This window comes from Sphaerisporangium sp. TRM90804, from assembly GCF_029846175.1.
Lineage (GTDB): Bacteria > Actinomycetota > Actinomycetes > Streptosporangiales > Streptosporangiaceae > Sphaerisporangium.
The window spans coordinates 38,361-59,079 of record NZ_JARWAC010000013.1 but is presented as its reverse complement, the minus strand read 5'-3'; the positions used below and the strand labels follow the sequence as shown (position 1 = coordinate 59,079).

Genomic DNA, 20,719 nt, shown 5'->3' with positions numbered 1-20,719 from the left:
ATGCGACGGGGGTCGTCTCGCACCCGGGTCCGCCCGATACCGCTCGACAGGACGCGACGTCACCGGCGCCCTCCGCCGGGACGAGGAGCGTCCCGCCAGAGGTGCACCGCTTGAGCTCACGAAACACCGGGGAAGTGTCCGTCAGGTTCACGGTCGTCGGTGGTGTCTCCGTCGTCGTCGACGGGCGCCCCACGCCGTTGGCGTCACGCCGTCAGGAGCAGCTCCTTGGCCTGCTCGTCTACCGGCGCGGCCGGGCCGTGTCCGCCGAGACGCTGACCGACGCCCTGTGGGGGGAGCGGCCCGAGGCGCGCCCGGGGAAGAACCTCCAGGTGCTCGTGCACCGGCTGCGGCGGTCGCTGGGCGACCCGCACCGCATCCGGCACGACCGGGCGGGTTACGCCCTGCTCGCGGACACCGAGGAGGTCGACCTGTGGCACTTCGCCGACCTGGCCCGGCGCGGCCGCCAGGCGCTGGTCCGCGACGACCCCGAGACGGCGTCGGTCCTGCTCCGCCAGGCCCTGGCCCTGTGCGACGGGCCCGCCTTTCCCGGCCTGCACGACGTCGCCGCGCTCGCCGAGGCCGCCGGCCACGTGGAGCGGGAGCGCCGGCAGGCGCTGACCGACCGCATCGACGCCGACCTCGCCCTCGGCCAGCACGAGCGCCTCATCCCCGAGCTGCGCACCCTGGTCGCGGAGAATCCGCTGGAGGAGCCGGCCGCCGAGCGGCTCATGGTCGCGCTGCGCCGCGCCGGTCGACGCGCCGAGGCCCTCGCCGTGTACCGGAGCACGAGCGCCGCCCTGGCCGAGGAGCTCGGCGTGGAGCCGGGCACGCGGCTGCGCGAGCTCGAAGGAACGCTCCTAGGCGACGACGGCGGCACCGCGCCCGCCTCCGCCGGTCCCGCCGCGCCTCTGCCGGCCGGGCACGGGCGGCGAGGCGCGGCCGCCCCCGCACCGGCCCTCGACCTGCTTCCGGCGGCGACCGGCGACCTCACCGGGCGCGACGCCGAGCTGCACCGGCTGGCCGCCGTCTTGGCGAGCACGCCGGTCGTGTGCGTGCTGTCCGGCATGCCGGGCGTGGGCAAGACGGCGCTCGCGGTGAAGGCGGCCCAGCGGGCCCGCGACGCGTTCCCCGACGGCCAGCTCTTCGTCAACCTGCGCGGCGCGGGCACCGAGCGGGTGGAGCCCCACCAGGCGCTCGGCCGTTTCCTGCGCGCGCTCGGCGTCACCGGCACGGCCGTCCCGCACGACCTCGACGAGCGGGCGGAGATCTTCCGCGGCCTGCTGGCCGACCGGCGCGTGCTCGTCGTGCTCGACGACGCCGCCGACGAGGCGCACGTCGAGCCGCTCCTGCCGGCCGGCCCCGGCTGCGCCGTGCTGATCACCAGCCGGGCGCGGCTCACCGCGCTGCCCGCCGCGCACCGCGTCCCGCTCGGCATCCTCAGCACCGAGGCGGCCGTCGACCTGCTGGCCTCCGTCACCGGGCGCCCCGAGATCCGCGCCGGCGACCCCGGCGCCGAGGAGCTGGCCGCCCGGTGCGACCGGCTGCCGCTGGCCCTGCGCATCGCCGGGGCGCGGCTGGCGGCGCGCCCGCACTGGACGGTGCCGCGCCTGCTGTCGCGCCTGGCTGCCGAGCACGACCGGCTGGACGAGCTGACCCACGGCTCGCTGTCGGTGCGCAGCAGCCTCGCCCTCGGCTACTCCGGGCTCACCGAGCCCGGGCGCACGCTGTTCCGCCGGCTGGGGCTGGTCGAGACGCCCGACTTCGCCGGCTGGGTCGCCGCCGCGCTGCTCGACACCGGCGCCCGCAAGGCCGAGGACGTGCTGGAGACCCTGGTGGAGGCGCAGCTCGTCGAGTACGCGGGCACCGACGAGGTCGGCGAGGCCCGCTACCGCACCCACGACCTGGTGCGGCTGCACGCCAGGGAGCGGGCCGGCGCCGATGAGGCGCCCGGGGCGGCGGAGGCCGCGCTCACCCGGCTGACCGGCGGCTACCTGGCGCTGGCCGAGCAGGCGCACCGGCTGCGGTACGGCGGCGACCACACCGTGCTGCACGGCACTGGGCAGCGGTGGCACTGCGAGCCTCCCATCCTCGGGCGACTGTCGGCCGACCCGATGGGGTGGCTGCTCAGCGAGCGGCTGGGGCTGGTGGCGGCCGTCGAGCAGGCGGCCCGCCTCGGCCTGGCCGAGACCTGCTGGGACCTGGCGATGACGTCGGTCACGCTGTTCGAGGCCCAGGGCCTGTTCGACGACTGGGCGCGCACCTCGGCGACCGCGCTCGCCGCCGCGCGGCACGCGGGCGACCGGCGGGGCGAGGCGGCCATGCGGTACTCCCTGGGCACACTGGAGATCTTCCGTCAGCGCTACCCCGCCGCCGGCCCGCACTTCACCGCCGCGACGGCCCTGTTCGCCGAGGTGGACGACCGGCACGGCCGGGCGCTCACCATGCGCAACGCGGCGCTGCTCGAACGGGTGGAGGGCAACGCGGAGGCCGCGCTGGGCCTCTACGGGCGCGCGCTGGAGATGCTGCGCGAGGTCGGCGACCGGCACGCGGAGGCGCACGTGCTCGGCAGCGTCGCGCAGATCCACATCGAGCGGGACGAGGCCGAGACCGCGCGGCCGCTGCTGGAGGCCGCCCTTGAGGTCTACCGCGCGCTGGACGACGCGCGCGGCTCCGCGCAGATCCTCAACCGGCTGGGCCTGCTGTACCTGCGCGGGCAGGAGGCGGCGCGGGCCGAGGAGACGTTCCTGCGGGTGCTGGAGGCGTCCCGTGCCGCGGGCGATCGCATCGGCGAGGCGTACGGGCTGCTCGGCTGCGGCGAGGCCTGCCTGCTGGCCGCCAGGCTGGACGAGGCGGCCGCCCATCTGGACGCCGCCCTGGCCGTCGCCGAGGCGGTCGGCGAGCCGTTCGTCGCGGCCCGCGTCCGCCTGGCCGCCGGCCGGCTCGCCGCCGAGCGCGGCGACCCGGACAGGGCCGCCGCGCTGCTGGACCTCGCGGCCGCGGAGTTCGAGCGCATCGGCCTGCCGGTGTGGCGCGAACGCGCCCACGAGGCCCGGCAGGCCGTGCAGACGCGGTCTCAGCCGCCCCCGAGTGGCTGAGACCGCGCCGCACCTCGTCTAGCCCTGCCCTCCCCCGCCCCCCTGCCCGCCGCCGGTTCCGTCCCCGGGCCCGCCCTCCATCCAGTGGCTGTCGCACTTGGGCTTGACGTGCGGGCACTTCGTGGGGGTGGGCGTCGGCATCGGCGGCAGCTCGATCGCCGACGCGGGCACGGCGCCCGCCGCCATGAGCGTTCCGGCCAGCGTCAGCGTGGCCAGCAGTCTTCTGATGATCCTCATCTGTCTCCCCTGATGTCGCGTGAGCACCGCTTGGCGGAGTGGAGCCGTGACGTGCGTGTCGTTTCCGCGTCGTCCCCCAGAGAATCGGAGGACCTTTGCGATGCTGCCCTAAGTGAATACCGCCGGACGACCGGTGGCCCCCCTCGGCCGCCCGGGCACCGCGCGCCGCATCACGACGAGCGGCCTACTGCGCGGCGAGGTCGTAGATCTCGTCGTCGTTCAGCACGCCCTTGTAGACGCGGACGTCGTCGACGTCCCCCAGCCACTGGCCGGAGTCGTTGTGACCCTGGCCGATGATCACGTTGTTGTGGCCCCTCCAGGCCGTGGTCGACGCGACGGTGCCCTGGTGAGTGCCGTCCACGTAGAGCTTGAGTTCGCCCCTCCCCCGGTCGTGCACGCCGACCAGGTGCGTCCACACGCCGGTCTCGGCCGGATCGTCGGAGACGGGGCCCGCGTGGGCGGCGGTGGTCGTGTCGGCGACGGGCACCGTGAACCGCCACCGGTCGTGGGCCTTGGAGTACTGCAGGAGGAAGGAGGCCTGGTTGACGCCTCCCATGCTGACCGCGGTCCGCTGGTCGAGCTTGTCGGCGAGCCTTACCCACGCGGCGACCGTGTAGGACGCGTCGGTGGGCAGTTGGGGGTGGTCGCCCGGCGACGGCACCGGCGGCGGGTAGTTCGGCGGTATGAGCCTCGGCGGAATGGTGACGAAGCGGGTGCCGGGCCCGTTGAAGCGCACCGCGCCGCCGATCCACCCCTCGGTCCAGGAGAAGGCCTCCCCCGAAGCCCGCATGTCCCACCTGCCGCCGGAGGAGTCACCGGCCACGGAGCCTGCGCCGTCGAACCGCCAGTGGCCGGTCAGCGCGGGCGGGCGGGCGGCGCCGTTGGCGATGTCGCCGTGGTAGACCACGCGGTCCCAGACCTTGGCGTCGTCGACCTCGCCCGACCACGGCTCCGAGCAGCACGGGCCCCTGCCGATGGCGAACTTGCCCGTCGCGTGCCACGGGCTGGGGTGGACGGCGGTCGCCGCCTGCGGCCGGCCGTCGACGTAGAGGGTGATCAGCCGGGTCGCGGCGTCGAAGCTGGCGCCCAGGTGCACCCAGCTGTCGAGCCGTGGCGGCGCGTCGGACTTCGCCGTGGCGAAGGTGACGCCTCCGCTGGGGCTGTCCGCCGAGGGCATGGTCATCGCCCAGCGGTCGAGCGGCTGGTTGTACTGAAGGGCGAAGCCGCTGCGGTCGACGCCGTCCTGGCTCATCACCGTGCGCGTCACGGATTTGTCGTCCAGCCGGACCCAGGTCGAGACGGTGAAGTTCGCGTCCGTGCGGATGATCGGCGTCTCCCTGACGAACCCGAGCCTGGCCCCGGTCCCGTCGAGGCGCACACCGCCGCCCACCCGGCCCTTGCCCCACACCGCGCCTTCGGCCAGCGTGGCCTCGTTGCCGTTGCCCGAGGCGTCGCCGACCCGGGTGCCGGTCGCCTCGTCCATCCTCCAGTGCCCCGTGGCGGGCGTTCCGGCCCGGACGCTGAACTCGTAGCGCTTGTAGGGGCCGATGTTGCCGGCCTTGTCACGGCTCCAGACGTACAGGACGTTGAGCAGGCTGCGCAGCGGGGTGGCCTTGATGGTCGCCGTGCCCGCCGGCGCGCTGACCGAGGCGGCCGCGCCCGGCGAGTCGCTGTTCAGCGCGTACAGGTAGCTGCCGATGTCCTTGTCCAGCGGCCCGGGGGTGAGCGTGAACGTGCCCATCCGCCCGATGCCGCCGGAGGGCACCGGATCGCCCCCCGAGGGCGTCTCGGGATAGTCGGCGGAGGCCACCACCGGGGAGTTGGCCGGCCTGGTGCGGTCGATCGTCATCTCGCACGACGGCGCCCAGTCGCTGGTGCCGCTGGTGGCGACGCCGTCCTGGGCTCGGACCCGCCAGGTGACGCGCGCGCCGTCGGGGAACGCGCCGGCCGGGATGGGCGCGGTGACCGGGGTGCCGGAGGCCACGTAGGCGGTGTACCGCTCGCCGACCTTGGCGGACCCGTTGTACCACTCGAAGTGGGCGCGCACCGTCTGCCCCTTGTTCGCGTCGGCGTCGCTTACGCGGGCGCGCAGGGTCAGGGTGGCCGTGGTCACGTAGGGGCGGGCGTCGCCGGTCGCGCACGGCACGCCGAGGCTCGCCCCGATCTCCGACGAGCGCTGGTCGGGGATGTTGGGCGTGGTGTTGTAGGTGATCTCCAGGCTGGGGTTGTTGCGGAACTTCTTCCAGGCGAAGGTGTCGGACTCGCTGGCGGCCCGCAGGCCCAGCGTCAGGTTGGGCCAGCCCTTGGACGCGGCCTCCACCACCGCGGAGGTGGCGTTGAAGTCCACTCCGCCGTCGCCGCACCTGGAGTAGTACCCCTTCGCGGCGTTCACCGAGGCGACCTGGCGTCGCCACGACGGCTGGGAGTTCCAGGTGGTGCCGGTGCCGATCGCGCCGGTCTGCCACAGCTGCACGGCGCGGGCCGAGCACGACCACGAGTGCGTCTCGAAGGTACGGAAGGTCGCCTTGATGATGTGCTTGCCGTTCACCCCCGCGGTGTTCATGCGGAAGAACGACCGGTAGGTGTCCCGGGTCGGGCCGCGCGGCACGCGGGGGTCGTTGTAGTAGCCGACCTTCGCCACGTCCTTGGTGCCGTAGTACTTGGTCGAGGCGAAGTGCTTGGAGACGTACGCGAAGGCCAGCCGCCCCGCGCCGTGCATCGGCGGGTCGACGTAGAGCGGGAAGGTCAGCCCGGGAGCCCGCAGGAACTCCTGGTCGGGCGTGAGCACCAGCGTGCCGTCCTCCAGCCGCGCGGCCAGGCTGCCGACCGCGTCGCCGGTGAGCGGGCCGGCCAGCCGGTCGCCGCCGTCCTCCGTCGCGGTGGAGTCCCACATCTGCGGGGTGGAGCCGTGCAGCTTGACCTGGCCGTCGCCGGAGACCAGGGTCATGTTGCCGGCCGCGTCCATCGACAGGCCGCCGCCGGTCACCTGGTAGCCGACCCGCAGCTCGGCCAGCTCCGGCCGGGCCGCGGCCTCCGGCGTCTTGACCACCAGCACCTGCGAGTAGCCGTCGACGTCGGCCGACATCTTGAGGTCCACGCCGGGGATCACGTCCGCGTAGGTGGCGACGGCGCCCTCGACGGACGGCGCCGGCAGCGGGGTGGGCCAGGTGAACGCGAGCGTCACGCCGTCCTCGACGACGCGCACCAGCGGCCCTTCTCCGCCCCCGGAGAAGGTGACCCCGACCGCCGACGCTTCGGGCTCGACCGCGCCGCCGTCCACCGGCACCAGGTTCGGCTGGACGTCCACCCATTCGGAGCCCTTGAGCACACGCTCCGGGCGGGCGGTGACGACCAGGCGCTGGTTGCCGTCCGGCTCGGCGAACAACCGCGCCGTCTCACTGCGCCCGGAGAGGATCTCCACCGGAACGCCGAGCCGCTGCGCCTCGGACATGGCGATCGACTCGTCGCGGATCACCGGCGGCGGGAACGGGTCGGCCGCGGCGGGGCGCGGCGGGGCCACCAGGAAGGTGGCGAGCGATGCGGAGCAGAGCAGCGCGACCGTGAACGGGCGCGCGAAGCGGGACCCTCCGCGTGCGCCTCTACGGCGCGGGAGACGGACCACCATCCTTACCTCACGGACTTACTCGGACCCCCGGGGTGGCGTCGATTGCGGGCACCATAGGAAGCGCTGGTTTCACCGCGGTATCACGGCCGCGGCCGCCCCCGCTGGACGCGCGGGGCCGGCCGTTCCGGGGTCGCCGGAGGGTCATCTGTAGACGCCGAACTCCCACAGGGAGTAGCCGTAGCCGGTGGCGCGCTGGGTGAGGTCGACGCGGACGTACCGGGCGGAGACGTTCACGTCGACGCCGTCGAACCCGCCGTCCCCGCTCGTGGTGGTGTACACCGGCGTCCAGCTCGCGCCGTCGGTGGACGTCTGGATCTGGTACGCCCTGCCGTACGCGCCCTCCCAGGCCAGCTGCACGTGCCTGACCGCGGTGGTCGCGCCGAGGTCGACCTGGATCCACTGCGGGTCGCTCCACTCGCTGGCCCAGCGCGTGGAGTAGTCGCCGTCGGTCGCCTTGGCGGGCGTGAACGGCGCGCCGCCGTCGCCGACCGCCTGGTAGGAGGAGGCCGTGGTCGGCCTGCCCGCCGACACGTTGGTCCCCGGCGGGGTCGGCGCCACCACGCGGAACGACTTCTGCTCGATGCCGACGTTGCCGTGCCCGTCGAAGGCGTAGACGTACACCTTCCACACGCCCATCTGCTGCGGCGCGGTCACCGTGAACCGCCCCGGGGCGGTCTCGGTGAAGCGGACGTGGCTGAAGCCCCGGTTCCCGGTGACGTGCTTGTCGCTGAACATCAGGTTGTAGCGCACCAGGTCGCCCTCGGGCTCGGTCACCGCCGTCTCGACGGTGAACTGGCCGCCCGCGGGGACGGCGGTCTGCGAGCCGACCGTCATCGAGGTGACGCGCGGCGGGGTGTTGGCCGACGCCTGGCCGGTGTAGGCCTGCTTCAGCGCGTGGTAGCCGAGCCGCCGCCAGCCGCCGGTGAGGGTGTTCAGCCACACGCCGCCGAAGTCGTTCTCCAGCCCGTAGTGAAACTCGGTGGCGCCGAGCGCGACGCCCGGGTGCGCCTTGATCGCGTTCCAGCTCGCCGTGTACCCGTCCCGCTTCTGCAGGTCGGTCGGCTCGGTGGGCACGCCGTTCACGTCGTTCGGCACCTCCCACTCGCCGGCGGGGCCACCCTCGGTGATGATGTACGGCTTGGTGTACCCGCCGTCGATCCACGCCTGCCTGACGCCGCCGATCGCGCCGTAGGCGTTCACGGCCAGCAGGTCGAGCGCGGGGGTGTGCGCCTTGTAGTACGGCCACGCGCCGACCCACGCGTCGGTGGAGGTGACCGGGTGGCCGGGGTCGGCGGCGTGGATCGCCACCGCCACCTCGTTGACGAACTTGGCGTAGGCGACGCGCCGCGCCTCGACCTCCGCCGCCGGCAGGCCATAGTCCTGCATGGTGAGCAGGACCTCGTTGCCCACGTCCCACATCAGCACGCCCTGGTGGCCCTTGAGCGCGTTGACCCGGGCGACGATCTCGTTCTTCACGCTGTTCTTGTAGGCGGTGTCGTTGACGTAGTCGGCGCCCTGGTTCAGCCAGTGGCCGACGATCACCTTGATGCCCTGCTGGGCGGCCCGGTTGAGCAGCGTCGGGGTGTGGGTGTCGTCCACGCCCCAGGTGCGGATGGTGTTCACGCCCATCGCCTTCAGGTCGCGCATGTAGCCGTCGGCGGCGGCCTGCGGCGGGCCGTAGGTGATGCCCTTGATCTCGTACGGCGCGCCGTTGACGTCGAGCCGCCAGTTGCCCTGGGTGCCGGTGACGCGGACGGTGCTCGGGCCGGCGGGGGTGGCCGGGTCGGTCATCGCGGACGGGACCGTGCCGGTGCTCCTGGCCACCTGGACCGACTCGACGCTGAGCACGCCGCCGGAGGTGGTGGCGGGCGTGGGGGTGGTGAACCCGGCGACGGCGTTGGGCAGCGAGCCGCCGATGGCCAGGTCGAAGCGCAGGTAGAAGCCGTGGTGGACGGCGGCCTGCCAGGCGGCGACGCCGACCTGGCTCTCCCTGACCACCCAGGTCTGGCGGCCGTCGAGGTAGAAGCGGATCTCCTCGTCGGTCTTCGTGCGGTCGATGATCTGGGTGTACTCGTGGTAGCCGGTCTGGCACCCGGTGCAGGACGCCAGGCCGCTGGTGCGGCCGTTGTACTCGTTGCACACGCCCTCGGGCGCGGTGCCGCAGTGCAGCGTCTGCGAGAGCTGGCTGCGGCCGTTGACGTCGGTCATGATGTCGGTCTCGCCGATGCCGGGCCAGTTGTTGTAGTCGCCCCGGTAGGCGGCGCCGGTCGCGCGGAAGCCGGGCCAGTAGCCCATGGCGTTGGCCACGTCCGGCTGCTTGAGCCTGGCGGTGAACCTGAGCTGCTCGCCCGCCCGGGGGGCGAAGTCGGTGCGCTGGGTCTCGACGCGGCCGGAGGTCCAGTTGCCGGAGCCGTCCCTGATGGCGCGGATGTTGAGCCGGCCGGCGCCGTCGAGCGACACGTTGGCGGTGGAGGCGCTCATGGTCTCGACCTCCCCGGTGCCCCAGTTGGCGGCGCCGCCGGGGTACCGGGTGCCGGTGCGCAGCAGCCAGCCGGCCGCCGAGGGCGAGGTGCCGGCCGGGCCGTCGAAGTCGTCCCTCCACAGCTCGGTCCAGTTCCCGGGCGTGGGAGTGGGAGTGGGGGTGGGGGTCGGCGTCGTGCCGAAGCTGCCGTAGACCTGGAACTCCCACAGCGAGTAGCCGTAGCCGCTGCCGCGCGCGGTGCCGTACAGCCGCACGTAGCGGCCCGAGCCGGGCGTCGACAGGGTCTGCACGCCGCCGGTGCCGGTCGTGGTGGCGTACACCGGGGTCCAGGTGGCCGCGTCGGCGGAGGTCTGGATCTGGAAGGCCCTGCCGTAGGCGGCGCCCTCCCACGTCAGCACCACCTGGCTGATGGTCGCCGTCGCGCCGAGGTCCACCTGGATCCACTGCGGGTCGCTCCACGCGCTCGCCCAGCGGGTGCCGGTCAGGTTGCCGTCGACGGCGGCCGACGCGCCGTAGGCGGCGCCCTCGGTGGAGGAGGCGGTCGCGGGCCTGCCCTGCGACAGCAGGGTGTCGGCGGCCGTGGCGGGGGTGACCACCGCCAGGCCCGCCGCGACGATGAGGACAAGAAGGCTGGTCAGCAGGCCGACGCGGAGCCTGCCCGGGCTGCGGGATGAATGCACGTTCTCTCCTCGGTGCGGGGGGTGCCGGCCGTGGACGGTGACCGGAGACGGAGGGAGAGCGCTCTCCGAATGGAGAGTGCACCCGCGGCTCGATCGCTGTCAAGACCACCGCGCAACCTGCCCGAAACCGGGCGCTCACCCGACGGAAACGCGTCCGACGCCCTCCCGGCGGCCGCCGGCGCCCCATTGACATCCCCGCCCGGGGCGGTGACGCTAGGCCGGAGGGAGAGCGCTCTCCAACCCGGAAGGACTCCGAGTGACCGACGACGCGTACGACGACCTGGTGCGCAAGCTGGACCTCGCCCAGAAGGTGCGGCTGCTGACCGGGGGGACGGCGTGGCGCACCCACGCCGAGCCCGACATCGGCCTGCGCCCGATCGTCACCTCCGACGGCCCGGTCGGCGTCCGCGGCCAGGGATGGGACGAGCGCAGCACCTCCCTGACCCTGCCCTCCCCCACCGCGCTCGCCGCGAGCTGGGACGAGGACCTGGTCGGGCGGCTCGGCGCGCTGCTCGCGGCCGAGGCCCGGCGCAAGGGCGTCGACGTGCTGCTGGCGCCCACGATCAACCTGCACCGCTCGCCCCTGGGCGGGCGGCACTTCGAGTGCTACTCCGAGGACCCGCTGCTCACCGCCCGCATCGGCGCCGCCTACATCAGGGGCGTGCAGGCGCACGGGGTCGCCGCCACCGCCAAGCACTACGTGGCCAACGACTCCGAGACCGAACGGCTGACGCTCGACGCGCGTGTGGACGAGCGCACGCTGCGGGAGGTGTACCTGACGCCGTTCGAGGCCGCCGTCGAGGCCGGCGTCTGGGTGGTGATGGCCGCCTACAACGGGGTCAACGGCGCCACCATGACCGAGAACCCGCTGCTCGCCGAGCCGCTGAAGGGCGAATGGGGCTTCGACGGGCTGGTGATCTCCGACTGGGGGGCCGTGCGGTCCACGGCCGCCTCCGCGCGCGCCGCACAGGACCTGGTCATGCCGGGCCCCGACGGGCCCTGGGGCGAGGCGCTGGTGGAGGCGGTGCGCGCGGGCGAGGTGCCCGAGGAGGCGGTCGACGACAAGGTCCGCCGCCTGCTGCGCCTGGCCTCCCGCGTCGGCGCCCTCTGCCCGGACGACCCCGCGCCCGGCTCCTTCCTCGCCGCCGCGGCGCCCGCGGTCCCCGTCGAGCCGGCGTACGCCGAGCGCGGGCGGGTGCTGCTGCGCGAGGCCGTCGCGGCGAGCACCGTCCTGCTGCGCAACGAGGGGTCTCTGCTGCCCCTGGACGCCGGCCGGCTGCGCAGGGTCGCGGTGATCGGCCCCAACGCGGCGACCCCGCGCGTGCAGGGCGGGGGCAGCGCGGGGGTGTACCCGGTCTCGGTCACCACCCCTCTGGAGGGCGTCACCGAGGCTTTGGCCGGCAGGGCCGAGGTCGCTCACGCCGCCGGAGTGCACACCACCGGCCACCCCACCCCGCTCGGCCTGGGCAACGCCCGCGACCCGCGCGGCGGCGAGCCGGGCGTCCTGGTGCGCCTGCTGTCGGCCGACGGCGCGGAGCTGCACGCCGAGCACCGGCTGACCGGGCGCATCCTGGAGCCGGCGACGGCAGAGGCCGCGTCCGCGGTGGAGATCCGCGCATGGCTGTGCCCGCCGGTCGGCGGCACCTGGCGGCTGGCGGTGGCCGGGTGGGGCCGGGTGTCGCTGGCCGCGGACGGCCGCACCCTGCTCGAGGAGGAGGTGGAGCGGGACACCGACGACCCGGCGACCGTCCACCTGCACCCGCCCTACCGGTACGCCGACCTGGAGCTGACCGCCGGCCGGGACGTCGAGCTGGTCGCCACGCGGCGGCTTGACCCCGGCACCGGGCTGGCCTCGGTGCTCGCGGCCGACCCGCCGCGCCGGGGCGACGCCGAGGAGCTGGCCGCCGCCGTCGAGCTCGCCGGTGGGGCCGACGTGGCCGTCGTGGTGGTCGGCTCGACCGACGAGAGCGAGAGCGAGGGCTACGACCGCACCGGCCTGTCGCTGCCCGGCGAGCAGGACGCCCTGGTGCGGGCGGTCGCCGCGGCCAACCCGCGCACCGTCGTGGTGGTCAACGCGGGAGGGCCCGTGGACCTGCCGTGGCGCGAGGAGGTGCCCGCGGTGCTGCTGAGCTGGTTCCCCGGCCAGGAGTACGGCGGCGGCCTCGCCGACGTGCTGCTCGGCGCCGCCGAGCCCGGCGGGCGGCTGCCCACCACGTGGGCCGGCCGGGCGCTCGCGGGCACCACGCCGTCCGGCGGGGTGCTGGAGTACGCCGAGGGCCCGCTCATCGGCTATCGGGCGTGGCTGGGCGAGCAGGAGCCGCCCGCGTACTGGTTCGGCCACGGCCTGGGGTACACGACGTGGGCGTACGAGGGCGTCGCCGCGCCCGCCCGGGTCGTCGCCGGCGAGCCGTTCACCGTCCGGGTGCGGCTGCGCAACACCGGCGGGCGGGCGGGCCGCGAGGTCGTCCAGGTGTACCTGGAGCCGGCCGGCGGCCCGGGCACCGCACGGCGGCTGGCCGGGCACGCGCGCGCCGTCGCGGGGCCGGGCGAGGCCGTCGAGGTGGCGGTCGAGGTGCCCGCCCGCGCGCTGCGCCACTGGGACGCCGAGCGGCACGCCTGGGCGTACGAGCCGGGGCCGGTCACCGTCCTGGCGGGGCGCTCGGCGGCCGACGTGCCGCTGGTCACGGGCACCACCGTCGTGACGGATGGGCCGGTGTGACCCCAGGGATCTGGAGAGCGCTCTCCCGCCGTGCTATAAAAGCCACATGAGCGAAGGTCGCCCCCCTGTTTCGGCATCCCCGACACTGGAGGACGTGGCTCGCGCGGCGGGCGTCTCCCGCGCCACGGTCTCGCGCGTCATCAACGGCGTTCGCAACGTCGACCCCGCGATCCAGGAGACGGTCAGGCGGGCCGTCGCCGACACCGGGTACGTCCCCAACCGGGCGGCCAGGTCGCTGGTCACGCGCCGCACCGGGGCGATCGCCCTGATCGTCTCGGGCGCGGGCACCGACGGCGGCGAGAACCCCTTTCACAACCAGGTCTTCGCCGACCCCTTCTTCGGCCGCGTGGCCGGCGGCGTGGTCGGCTTCCTGCGCCCGCGAGGCGTGCACCCGATCCTGATGTTCGCCGAGACCCGCGAGGCCCGCGCCCAGGTGATCGCGTTCCTGCGCCAGGGGAACGCCGACGGCGCCGTGCTGGTCTCCACCCACTCGGAGGACCCGCTGCCCGCGATGCTGGTCGAGGCCTCGCTGCCCGCCGTCCTGTTCGCCCGGCCGGCCACGCCGCTGCCGATCAGCTACGTCGACGTGGCGCACCGCACGGGCGCCAAGCTCGCCGCCGACCACCTGGTGGCCCGGGGCCGCCGGCGCGTCGCGACCATCGCCGGCCCGCTCGACGTGCCCGCCAGCCAGGACCGGCTGTCGGGCTTCCGCGACGCCATGGCCGCGCACGGCTTCCCGTACGTGCCGTGCGTCGAGGGCGGTTTCACCCACCAGAGCGGCGAGATCGCCATGGAGCGGCTGCTGGCCGACCATCCCGGCGTCGACGGCGTCTTCGTGGCCAACGACCTGATGGCCCAGGGCGCCCTGCAGGTGCTGCGCCACCACGGCCGCCGGGTGCCCGGGGACGTCGCCGTGGTCGGCTTCGACGACAGCAGCGCGGCGACCGCCAGCCGGCCGCCGCTGACCACGATCCGCCACCCGGTGGAGGACATGGCCGGCGAGATGGCCCGCATGCTGATGGAGCGGGTCGACGACCCCGGCAGGCCGGTCACCTCGGTCATCTTCGAGCCGTCCCTGGTGGTGCGGGACTCCTCCTGAGGGCACGTCCACCGCCGCGAGGCCCGGGCCCCGCCGCCCTCACCGGGGGGGCCCGGGCCTCGGCGCCCTCGACGACCCGGCCCCCGCGCTCGGCGGGGCCGGCCCGCGTGGTTACGGGTAGCCGGTGAGGTAGTAGGTCTGGGAGGCGGCGTTCACCGGACCCCCGGTGTTGTTGACGACGTGGCGGATGGTGCCCACGCCGCCCAGCGAGACGATCACCATGTTGTGGAGCCTGACACCCGACCTGTTCGGCACCTCGAAGGCCCGCTCGGCGACGATGCTCGTGTCGTCCAGGAACAGGCAGTAGCTGCCGAGCCCCCACGCCTCGTGGGTGGTGACCGAGTCGGCGACCTTGTAGGCCGCGTAGCCGAGCGTCGAGCCGTTCATGAAGCTCGCCTGGTTGGGCGGGTCGTAGGGCATCTCGTTCTGGAAGAAGTACGTGCGGCCCCGCTCGCCGTTCCAGATCACCTGGTACTTCTGGTAGTGCTCGGCGAACAGGCCGTACATGACCACGTCGGAGCCGTTGACGACCAGGCCGGTGTCGGCCGTGTTGACCGTCCAGCCGACGCCCGTGCCGTGGTCGCCGCGCCACAGCCACAGGTTGTCGCCGATGACGTTGCGGCTGTTGACCACCACGCTGGTGGTCGCCTTGCCGACGTGCGCGCCGCCGATCCTGACGAACAGGTCGTGCAGCGTGGTCGGGTTGGCCGCGTGGCTCGCCGACGAGCCGGCCGGGCCGACCTCGACCAGCACCGGGGTGTTGACCGGGCCCGCGTCGATGAGCAGTCCGGCGATCTTGACGCCGTCGACGTCGGCGACCGACAACGCCATGGTCCCGTTGTCCGGGATGATCGTCGCCAGCCCGATGCCGAGCACCACCGTGTCGGGGCGGGTGACCCTCAGCGGCTGGTCGACGTGGTAGACGCCGGGGGTGAACAGCAGGTGCTTGCCCGAGGCCAGCGCCGCGTTCAGCTTGGCGGCCGTGTCACCGGGCCTGGCGATGCAGAAGTCGCCGAGCGGCAGGGACGAGCCGGGCGTCTGGCCCGACGTCCACGTCGCGCCGCGTGTGTTCTGCCGCAGCGACGGCACGAACACGTTGTACGCCCCGGCGCTGTTGACGTACAGGAACGGCTTCTCCCGGCTGACGGGCGTCTGGTCCACCACCGTGTGGGAGGGGTTGGGGAAGTTCGGCGGGGGCGCGCCGGCGACGCCGGTGAAGACCATGTTCCACACCGAGCCCGACCAGCTTCCCAGCTCGCTGTTCCTGGTCAGCCACTGCTGCTGGGAGCCGGACCGCACCTGGCCGTCGATCTTGCTGTCGGAGATGAAGCCGCCGCTGGACCAGCCGCCGTCGTCGAGCTGCATGTCGGAGCGCACGTGCATGCGGCGGAACGGCGCGGCCTGGGAGACCGCCCAGCGGTTGTAGCCCTCGTTCGGCCGCAGCGCCATGTTCTCGGCGGCGCGCCAGAAGTTCTGGGTGGCGTTGCCGTTGAACCATCCGGCGTCGACCATCACCGGGCCGTTGATGGTGACGTCGTCGGGCGACATGCCGAGCCCGGCGACGTGCGTGTAGTAGCCGACCCTCGCGCCGACGTTGTACGTGCCCGGCTTGAACAGCAGGGCGTAGCGCTGCTGGCCGAACTGGTTGCTCTCCATCTCGGCGAACACCGAGTTGAGCCGGGCCTGGATGGTCGCGGCCGGCATGGAGGGGTCGAAGACCGAGACGTTGGGCCCGAAGTCGGTCGCGCACGCCGGGCTCGGCGTGCCCGAGCCGGTGTTCACGGCGAACTCCCACAGGGAGTAGCCGTAACCGGTCGCGCGCGCCGTCCCGTACATGCGTACGTACCGGCCGGTGCCGGACACCGCGAGGGTCTGCACGCCGCCCGCGCCGGTGGTCGTGGTGTACACCGGGGTCCAGGTGGAGCCGTTGGCCGACACCTGGATCTGGAAGGCCCTGCCGTACGCGCTCTCCCACCTCAGCACGACCTGGCAGATCTCCTGTGAGCTGCCGAGGTCGACCTGGATCCACTGCGGGTCGCTGAACGCGCTGGACCACCGCGTGCCGGTGTCGCCGTCGAACGCCGCAGAGGCGGGCGTGCCCGCGCCCTCGGACGAGGACGCCGTCGCGGGCCTGCCCTGCGCGGCGTTGGCCGTGCCGCACGCCGCCGCCGCCGAGGACGCGGACCCGCTGCTCGACGGCGCCGTGCCGGCCGCGGCGGGGCTCACGACGGTCAGACCGGGGACGACCAGGGCGACCAGCGAGGCGATGAGCAGGCCGATCCTGTACCGGCCTGGACTGCGAGTTGGGTGCACGGCCTCTCCTTTAAGACATGGGGGGTGCCCGCCGCCGCACACGGTGGCGACAGGAAAGGGAGAGCGCTCTCCAGCAGAGAGTGTCCGCTGTGCCGGTCCTTGTCAACACTCCCCCGCCGCCGAGTTGGAAACGCGCTGCTCACACGGCCGAAACACGTCCACCCCCTCCCGGCCCCCCGGTCACCGGCCCCGCGCCGCCCCCCGACTCGCCCTTGGCACGTGACAGAAGGCCATCCGCGCACGTCAGAGTGGTTGTCATCATCCCGTTCCCTCAGCGAAGGGCTCTGACATGGAATCTCTCGCGAGGGACTCCCTGTTCGCACCCGCACGACCCATCAGATGTGAAGAACCGGTTGACAGACGCGAAACATCGGCGTAACCCTCTAGGGAGAGCGCTCTCCAGCCCTCCGTCGCGTCGGCGGCCCCGCCGTCCCACGCCCCTGGTCCCGCCGGCCCTGCCGAGGACCCGCCCCCCCGACTCTCCGACCAGCCCCCCGCAGACGGGAGAGACCGTGTCACGCACGCTCACGCGAACGGCCGGCCGCCTGGCGACCGGCCTCGCGGCCCTCGCCCTGGTGGCTAGTGCCACCACAGGAGCCCATGCTCAGCAGTCCCCGGCCGTGGCGGCCGACGACTACGTGAGCCACCACGAGTTCCAGGCCAACTGCAACCCCACGGTGAACCGGCCGGACGACCCGATCATCTACCCCGGCCTGCCCGGCGCCTCGCACATGCACACGTTCCTCGGGAACACGACCACGAACGCGAGCAGCACCACGTCCTCGCTGCTCGCGGGCGGGACGGCGTGCACCGTCCCCGGTGACAAGTCGGCCTACTGGTTCCCCTCGGTCTACAAGGGCAGCCAGATGATCCTGCCCAACTTCCGCCAGGTCGTGTACTACAAGTCCGGCGTCCAGGACTACACGACCGTCCGCTCCTTCCCCCAGGGCCTGCGCTTCGTCGTCGGCAGCCCGACCGCGAGCCAGTCGGAGTTCCAGAACCACCCCGGCCGCGTCGAGGGCTGGGAGTGCGGCAACAGCGCCTTCAACTGGGACTTCCCGGCCAACTGCCCGGCCGGAACCCAGCTCAACGTCCGCTTCCAGGCCCCGAGCTGCTGGAACGGCAGAGACCTCGACAGCGCCGACCACAAGAGCCACATGGCCTACCCGGTCAACGGCCGCTGCCCCTCCACCCACCCCTCCGTCGTCCCGATGATCGAGTTCAAGATCGCCTTCCCCGTCAGCGGCGACATGTCCACCGTCCGCCTGGCCAGCGGCCGCGGCTACACCTGGCACTACGACTTCTTCAACGCCTGGGACCCCCCCACGCTCGACGCCCTGGTCCGCCACTGCATCAACGGCGGCCTCCAGTGCGACTCGCGAGGCTACGACCAGTACAAGCCCCACCGAGGCGCCGCCCTCGACGAGAACTACCAACTCCCCAGGTCCTGACCTCCCGCTTTTGGCACCCCGGTCGTCCGCTCCGACGGCCGGGGTGCGTCTTCACGTCCGGCGACCGGCGGATGATCGTCGGTTACCCTGCCTTTCCAAGCGGATGTCGATGACCGATCCCTCCTGGAAAGACACTGATGACGGATAGCGAGTGGCATCAGGTCCGGCGTGAGCCCTATGACGTCTACGCCGAAGCGCGCGAGACGCCGGGCCTCACCTATCTGCCCGAGTTGGACTCCTGGCTGGTGAGTCGGTTCGGGGATGCGCGGGAGGTGTTGCGGCGGCCGGAGGTCTTCTCGTCGGCGCGGGCTCTGCGGGCGGACGTGGTGCCGGGGGGCGCCGCCCTGGCGGAGTTGCGGCGGGGCGTCGGGGGGGCTCGTACGGTCGTCACGGCCGACGGGGAGGAGCATCGGCGGTATCGGCTGCCGTTGACGCGGGGGTTCTCCGCTGCGCGGGTGGCCGCCGTGGTGCCGTTCATCGCCGAGCGGGCCGAGGCGCTTGTCGACGGGTTCACGGCTGGAGGGCCCGGGGGGCCGGGTGCCGGGCTCGGCGGTTCGGGTGGCGGGGCCGGGCGGGTGGAGTTGATGGGGGACTTCGCCGAGGTCCTCGCCGGGGAGGTCGTGGGGCGGGTGATGGGGCTCGACACCGCCGACGTGCCGCTGGCGGTGGGGTGGAGCCGGCGGGCGGTCGACCTGCTGTTCGTGCCGCTGGAAGAGGAGGAGCAGGTTCGGGCCGCGCGGGACGTCGTCGCGTTGCAGCACCTGCTGGACGGGTACGCGCGGCGGCGGCGGGAGCAGCCTCGTGACGACGTCTGCACCGAGATGGTGCGGGCGCTGGCTCCCGGGTCCGGCGAGATGAGTGCCGAGCAGCGCGCCGAGGTGGTGTCCAACCTGCAGAACCTCCTGCTCGCCGGGCATCTGACGACGACGGCGCTGATCGGGACGGCCGTTCTGCATCTGCTGCGGCATCGCGAGCAGTGGGAGCTGCTCCGCGCTCGTCCCGCGATGATTCCGGCGGCCGTCGAGGAGGCCGTTCGTCACGACACCGCGCTGCAGGCGTTCCACCGGGTGACCACCAGACCGGTGACGCTCGCGGGGACGCAACTCGCCGCCGGCGCCTCGGTGCTGGTGGCGTTCGGGTCGGCGAACCGGGACGAGGCGCGGTTCGAGCGTGCGGACGTCTTCGACATCACCCGGGCGCCGGTGCGTCACATGGGGTTCGGGCACGGGGCGCACGCCTGCCCGGGGGCGCAGCTCGCGCGGGAGCAGGTGCGCATCGCCCTGGAGACGCTGACGCGGCGGCTTCCCGGTCTCCGCCTGGCCCCCGGCCACACCGTCCTCATGCGATCCACGATGATCCACCGGTCGCCGGAGCAGCTGGTCCTCACCTGGTGAGCGGCTGCCGCCCTCATGCTCTCATGCCCTGTTCCGGCCGGTGACCGGCGGCACGCAGAACGTGAACCTGCTCTCCGCTTCACGGCACGCGGGCGGGCCTCGGGCTCACCTGGTGTCCGGTTGACGGTGTCCTGGGAAGCATGGCGGGCCCGGGATGGTTGTTCATCGGCGTGAACATCTCGGTCGGGTCCGGTGGCGGGGGCTTCGCTGACGGTGCCGGCGGGCCCGGCCCCGGCGGCGGGGACGTCGACGTCGACGTCGTGGTGATCGGGGCCGGGCAGGCGGGGCTGTCCAGCGCGTACTTTCTGCGGCGGTTCGGGGCGTCGTTCGTGGTGCTGGACGCCGGGGACGGGCCCGGCGGAGCGTGGCGGCACCGGTCTCCGACGCTGACCATGGACAAGATCCACGGGATCTTCGACCTGCCCGGCGTCCGCCTGCCCGAGGTCGCCGACGGGACGCGCCCGGTGGCCGAGGTCGTGCCCGCGTACTACGCCCGCTACGAGCGGGAGCTGGAGCTGCCGGTGCTCCGTCCCGTTCAGGTCCTGGGCGTGAGCCGGCTCGCCCGCGCGGATGAAGCCGTCGCGGACGGCTCGGCCGAGGAAACGGGGGGCCGGCTCGCCGGTGCGGCCCAGGGGGGGCGGGACGCCCAAGGCGGTCGCGGTGGGGTGGCGGACGGGGGCACGGAAGGACGTCTGCTGGTCACGGCGTCGTCGGGGCGGTGGGCGGCGCGGGCGGTGGTCAACGCCACCGGCACCTGGACGCGGCCCCACTGGCCCTTCTACCCGGGGGCGGCGCTCTTCGAGGGCAGGCAGCTGCACTACGCCGGCTATCGCGGGCCCGCGGAGTTCGCGGGGCTCCGGGTGGTCGTGGTGGGCGGCGGGCATTCGGCGGCGCACGTGCTGTCGGAGGTGGCGGGGGTGGCGTCGGCCACGCTGTGGGTGACGCGCCGGCCGCCGCAGTTCCGCGAGGGCGACTTCGGGGCCGAGGAGGGGCGGGCCATCGTCGCGGCGGTGGAGGAGCGGGTCCGCGCCGGGCTCCCGCCGCAGAGCGTGGTGAGCGTCACCGGCCTCGGCTACACGTCCGTCGTGCGCGAGGCGCTGGACAAGGGCGCGCTCGACCGGCAGCCCATGTTCGACCGGATCACGCCCGAGGGGCCCGCGTGGGCCGGCGGCCGGGTCTTCCCCGCCGACGTGATCGTGTGGGCCACCGGGTTCCGCTCGGCGCTCGGTCACCTCAGCCCGCTGCGGCTCCGCGAGCCCGGCGGCGGCATTCTGATGGACGGCACCCGCGTCATCGCCGAGCCCCGCCTCCACCTGGTCGGCTACGGCCCGTCGGCCAGCACGGTCGGCGCCAACCGCGCCGGCCGCGCCGCCGCAACCGAGATCCGCCGCCTCCTCCGCTCCACCCCCGCGGCCGCCTGACGGCTCCGGTCGTCCCACGCGCGCCCGTCACCGCACCGTGCGGTACCCACCGGCATCGACCGGCTCGCCGCCGTAACCGGCGCCGAAATCGCCGCACCACCACGCACCGACGCGGCGCTGACACCGGGCGAACCTGTTCGTGGCGAGCGGCCGGGGACCGACGCGCACGCCGTCACCTGTACCCGGGACGCCGGTACGTGCGA

10 protein-coding genes are annotated in these 20,719 nt (G+C 73.8%); 6 read left to right on the top strand and 4 right to left on the bottom strand.

Annotation, left to right across the window (positions count from 1 at the left end):
• Window positions 1-110 precede the first annotated feature (110 nt).
• Window positions 111-3,095, top strand: coding sequence for an AfsR/SARP family transcriptional regulator (locus PYR91_RS17215; RefSeq protein ID WP_279780868.1), 2,985 nt, complete (start codon window positions 111-113; stop codon window positions 3,093-3,095).
• Window positions 3,096-3,113: 18 nt separating this feature from the next.
• Here the strand turns inward: PYR91_RS17215 and PYR91_RS17210 are convergent, their stop codons facing one another.
• From PYR91_RS17210 to PYR91_RS17200, 3 genes are all read right to left on the bottom strand, one after another.
• Complete coding sequence (locus tag PYR91_RS17210; protein ID WP_279780867.1) at window positions 3,114-3,332, bottom strand: hypothetical protein; 219 nt, start codon at window positions 3,330-3,332, stop codon at window positions 3,114-3,116.
• A 184-nt stretch (window positions 3,333-3,516) separates the two neighbouring features.
• The gene (locus PYR91_RS17205) at window positions 3,517-6,957 is read right to left on the bottom strand and encodes a LamG-like jellyroll fold domain-containing protein (protein ID WP_279780865.1); all 3,441 of its coding nucleotides are present in this window, start codon (window positions 6,955-6,957) and stop codon (window positions 3,517-3,519) included.
• 141 nt (window positions 6,958-7,098) lie between these two features.
• Window positions 7,099-10,119 carry a discoidin domain-containing protein gene (locus PYR91_RS17200; RefSeq protein ID WP_279780863.1) on the bottom strand — a complete coding sequence of 1,007 codons (3,021 nt, stop codon included), beginning with the start codon at window positions 10,117-10,119 and terminating at the stop codon, window positions 7,099-7,101.
• A 256-nt stretch (window positions 10,120-10,375) separates the two neighbouring features.
• On the opposite strand from PYR91_RS17200, the gene PYR91_RS17195 reads away from it, so the two are divergent.
• Together PYR91_RS17195 and PYR91_RS17190 are read left to right on the top strand one after the other, a co-directional pair.
• Window positions 10,376-12,838 carry a glycoside hydrolase family 3 C-terminal domain-containing protein gene (locus tag PYR91_RS17195; RefSeq protein WP_279780862.1) on the top strand — a complete coding sequence of 821 codons (2,463 nt, stop codon included), beginning with the start codon at window positions 10,376-10,378 and terminating at the stop codon, window positions 12,836-12,838.
• A gap of 94 nt (window positions 12,839-12,932) precedes the next feature.
• Window positions 12,933-13,937 (top strand): LacI family DNA-binding transcriptional regulator, encoded by a 1,005-nt coding sequence (locus tag PYR91_RS17190; protein ID WP_279780861.1) that lies wholly within the window; start codon window positions 12,933-12,935, stop codon window positions 13,935-13,937.
• Between the two features lie 111 nt (window positions 13,938-14,048).
• On the opposite strand, the gene PYR91_RS17185 is transcribed toward PYR91_RS17190, so the two are convergent.
• Window positions 14,049-16,250 carry a discoidin domain-containing protein gene (locus PYR91_RS17185; protein WP_279780860.1) on the bottom strand — a complete coding sequence of 734 codons (2,202 nt, stop codon included), beginning with the start codon at window positions 16,248-16,250 and terminating at the stop codon, window positions 14,049-14,051.
• 512 nt (window positions 16,251-16,762) lie between these two features.
• Here PYR91_RS17185 and PYR91_RS17180 point away from each other — a divergent pair.
• From PYR91_RS17180 to PYR91_RS17170, 3 genes are all read left to right on the top strand, one after another.
• The gene (locus tag PYR91_RS17180) at window positions 16,763-17,701 is read left to right on the top strand and encodes a DUF1996 domain-containing protein (RefSeq protein ID WP_279780859.1); all 939 of its coding nucleotides are present in this window, start codon (window positions 16,763-16,765) and stop codon (window positions 17,699-17,701) included.
• 137 nt (window positions 17,702-17,838) lie between these two features.
• A complete protein-coding gene (locus PYR91_RS17175; RefSeq protein WP_279780858.1) occupies window positions 17,839-19,095 on the top strand; it encodes a cytochrome P450 in 1,257 nt (418 codons plus the stop codon).
• A gap of 140 nt (window positions 19,096-19,235) precedes the next feature.
• Entirely contained in the window at window positions 19,236-20,516 is a 1,281-nt protein-coding gene (locus PYR91_RS17170) for an FAD-dependent oxidoreductase (protein WP_279780857.1), read from the top strand.
• Window positions 20,517-20,719 lie beyond the last annotated feature (203 nt).

Bases quoted from the DNA above. Each gene is read 5' to 3' on its own strand.
- PYR91_RS17210 (WP_279780867.1), bottom strand. From the start codon at position 3,332: ATGAGGATCATCAGAAGACTGCTGGCCACGCTGACGCTGGCCGGAACG.
- PYR91_RS17205 (WP_279780865.1), bottom strand. From the start codon at position 6,957: ATGGTGGTCCGTCTCCCGCGCCGTAGAGGCGCACGCGGAGGGTCCCGC.
- PYR91_RS17175 (WP_279780858.1), top strand. From the start codon at position 17,839: ATGACGGATAGCGAGTGGCATCAGGTCCGGCGTGAGCCCTATGACGTC.
- PYR91_RS17170 (WP_279780857.1), top strand. From the start codon at position 19,236: ATGGCGGGCCCGGGATGGTTGTTCATCGGCGTGAACATCTCGGTCGGG.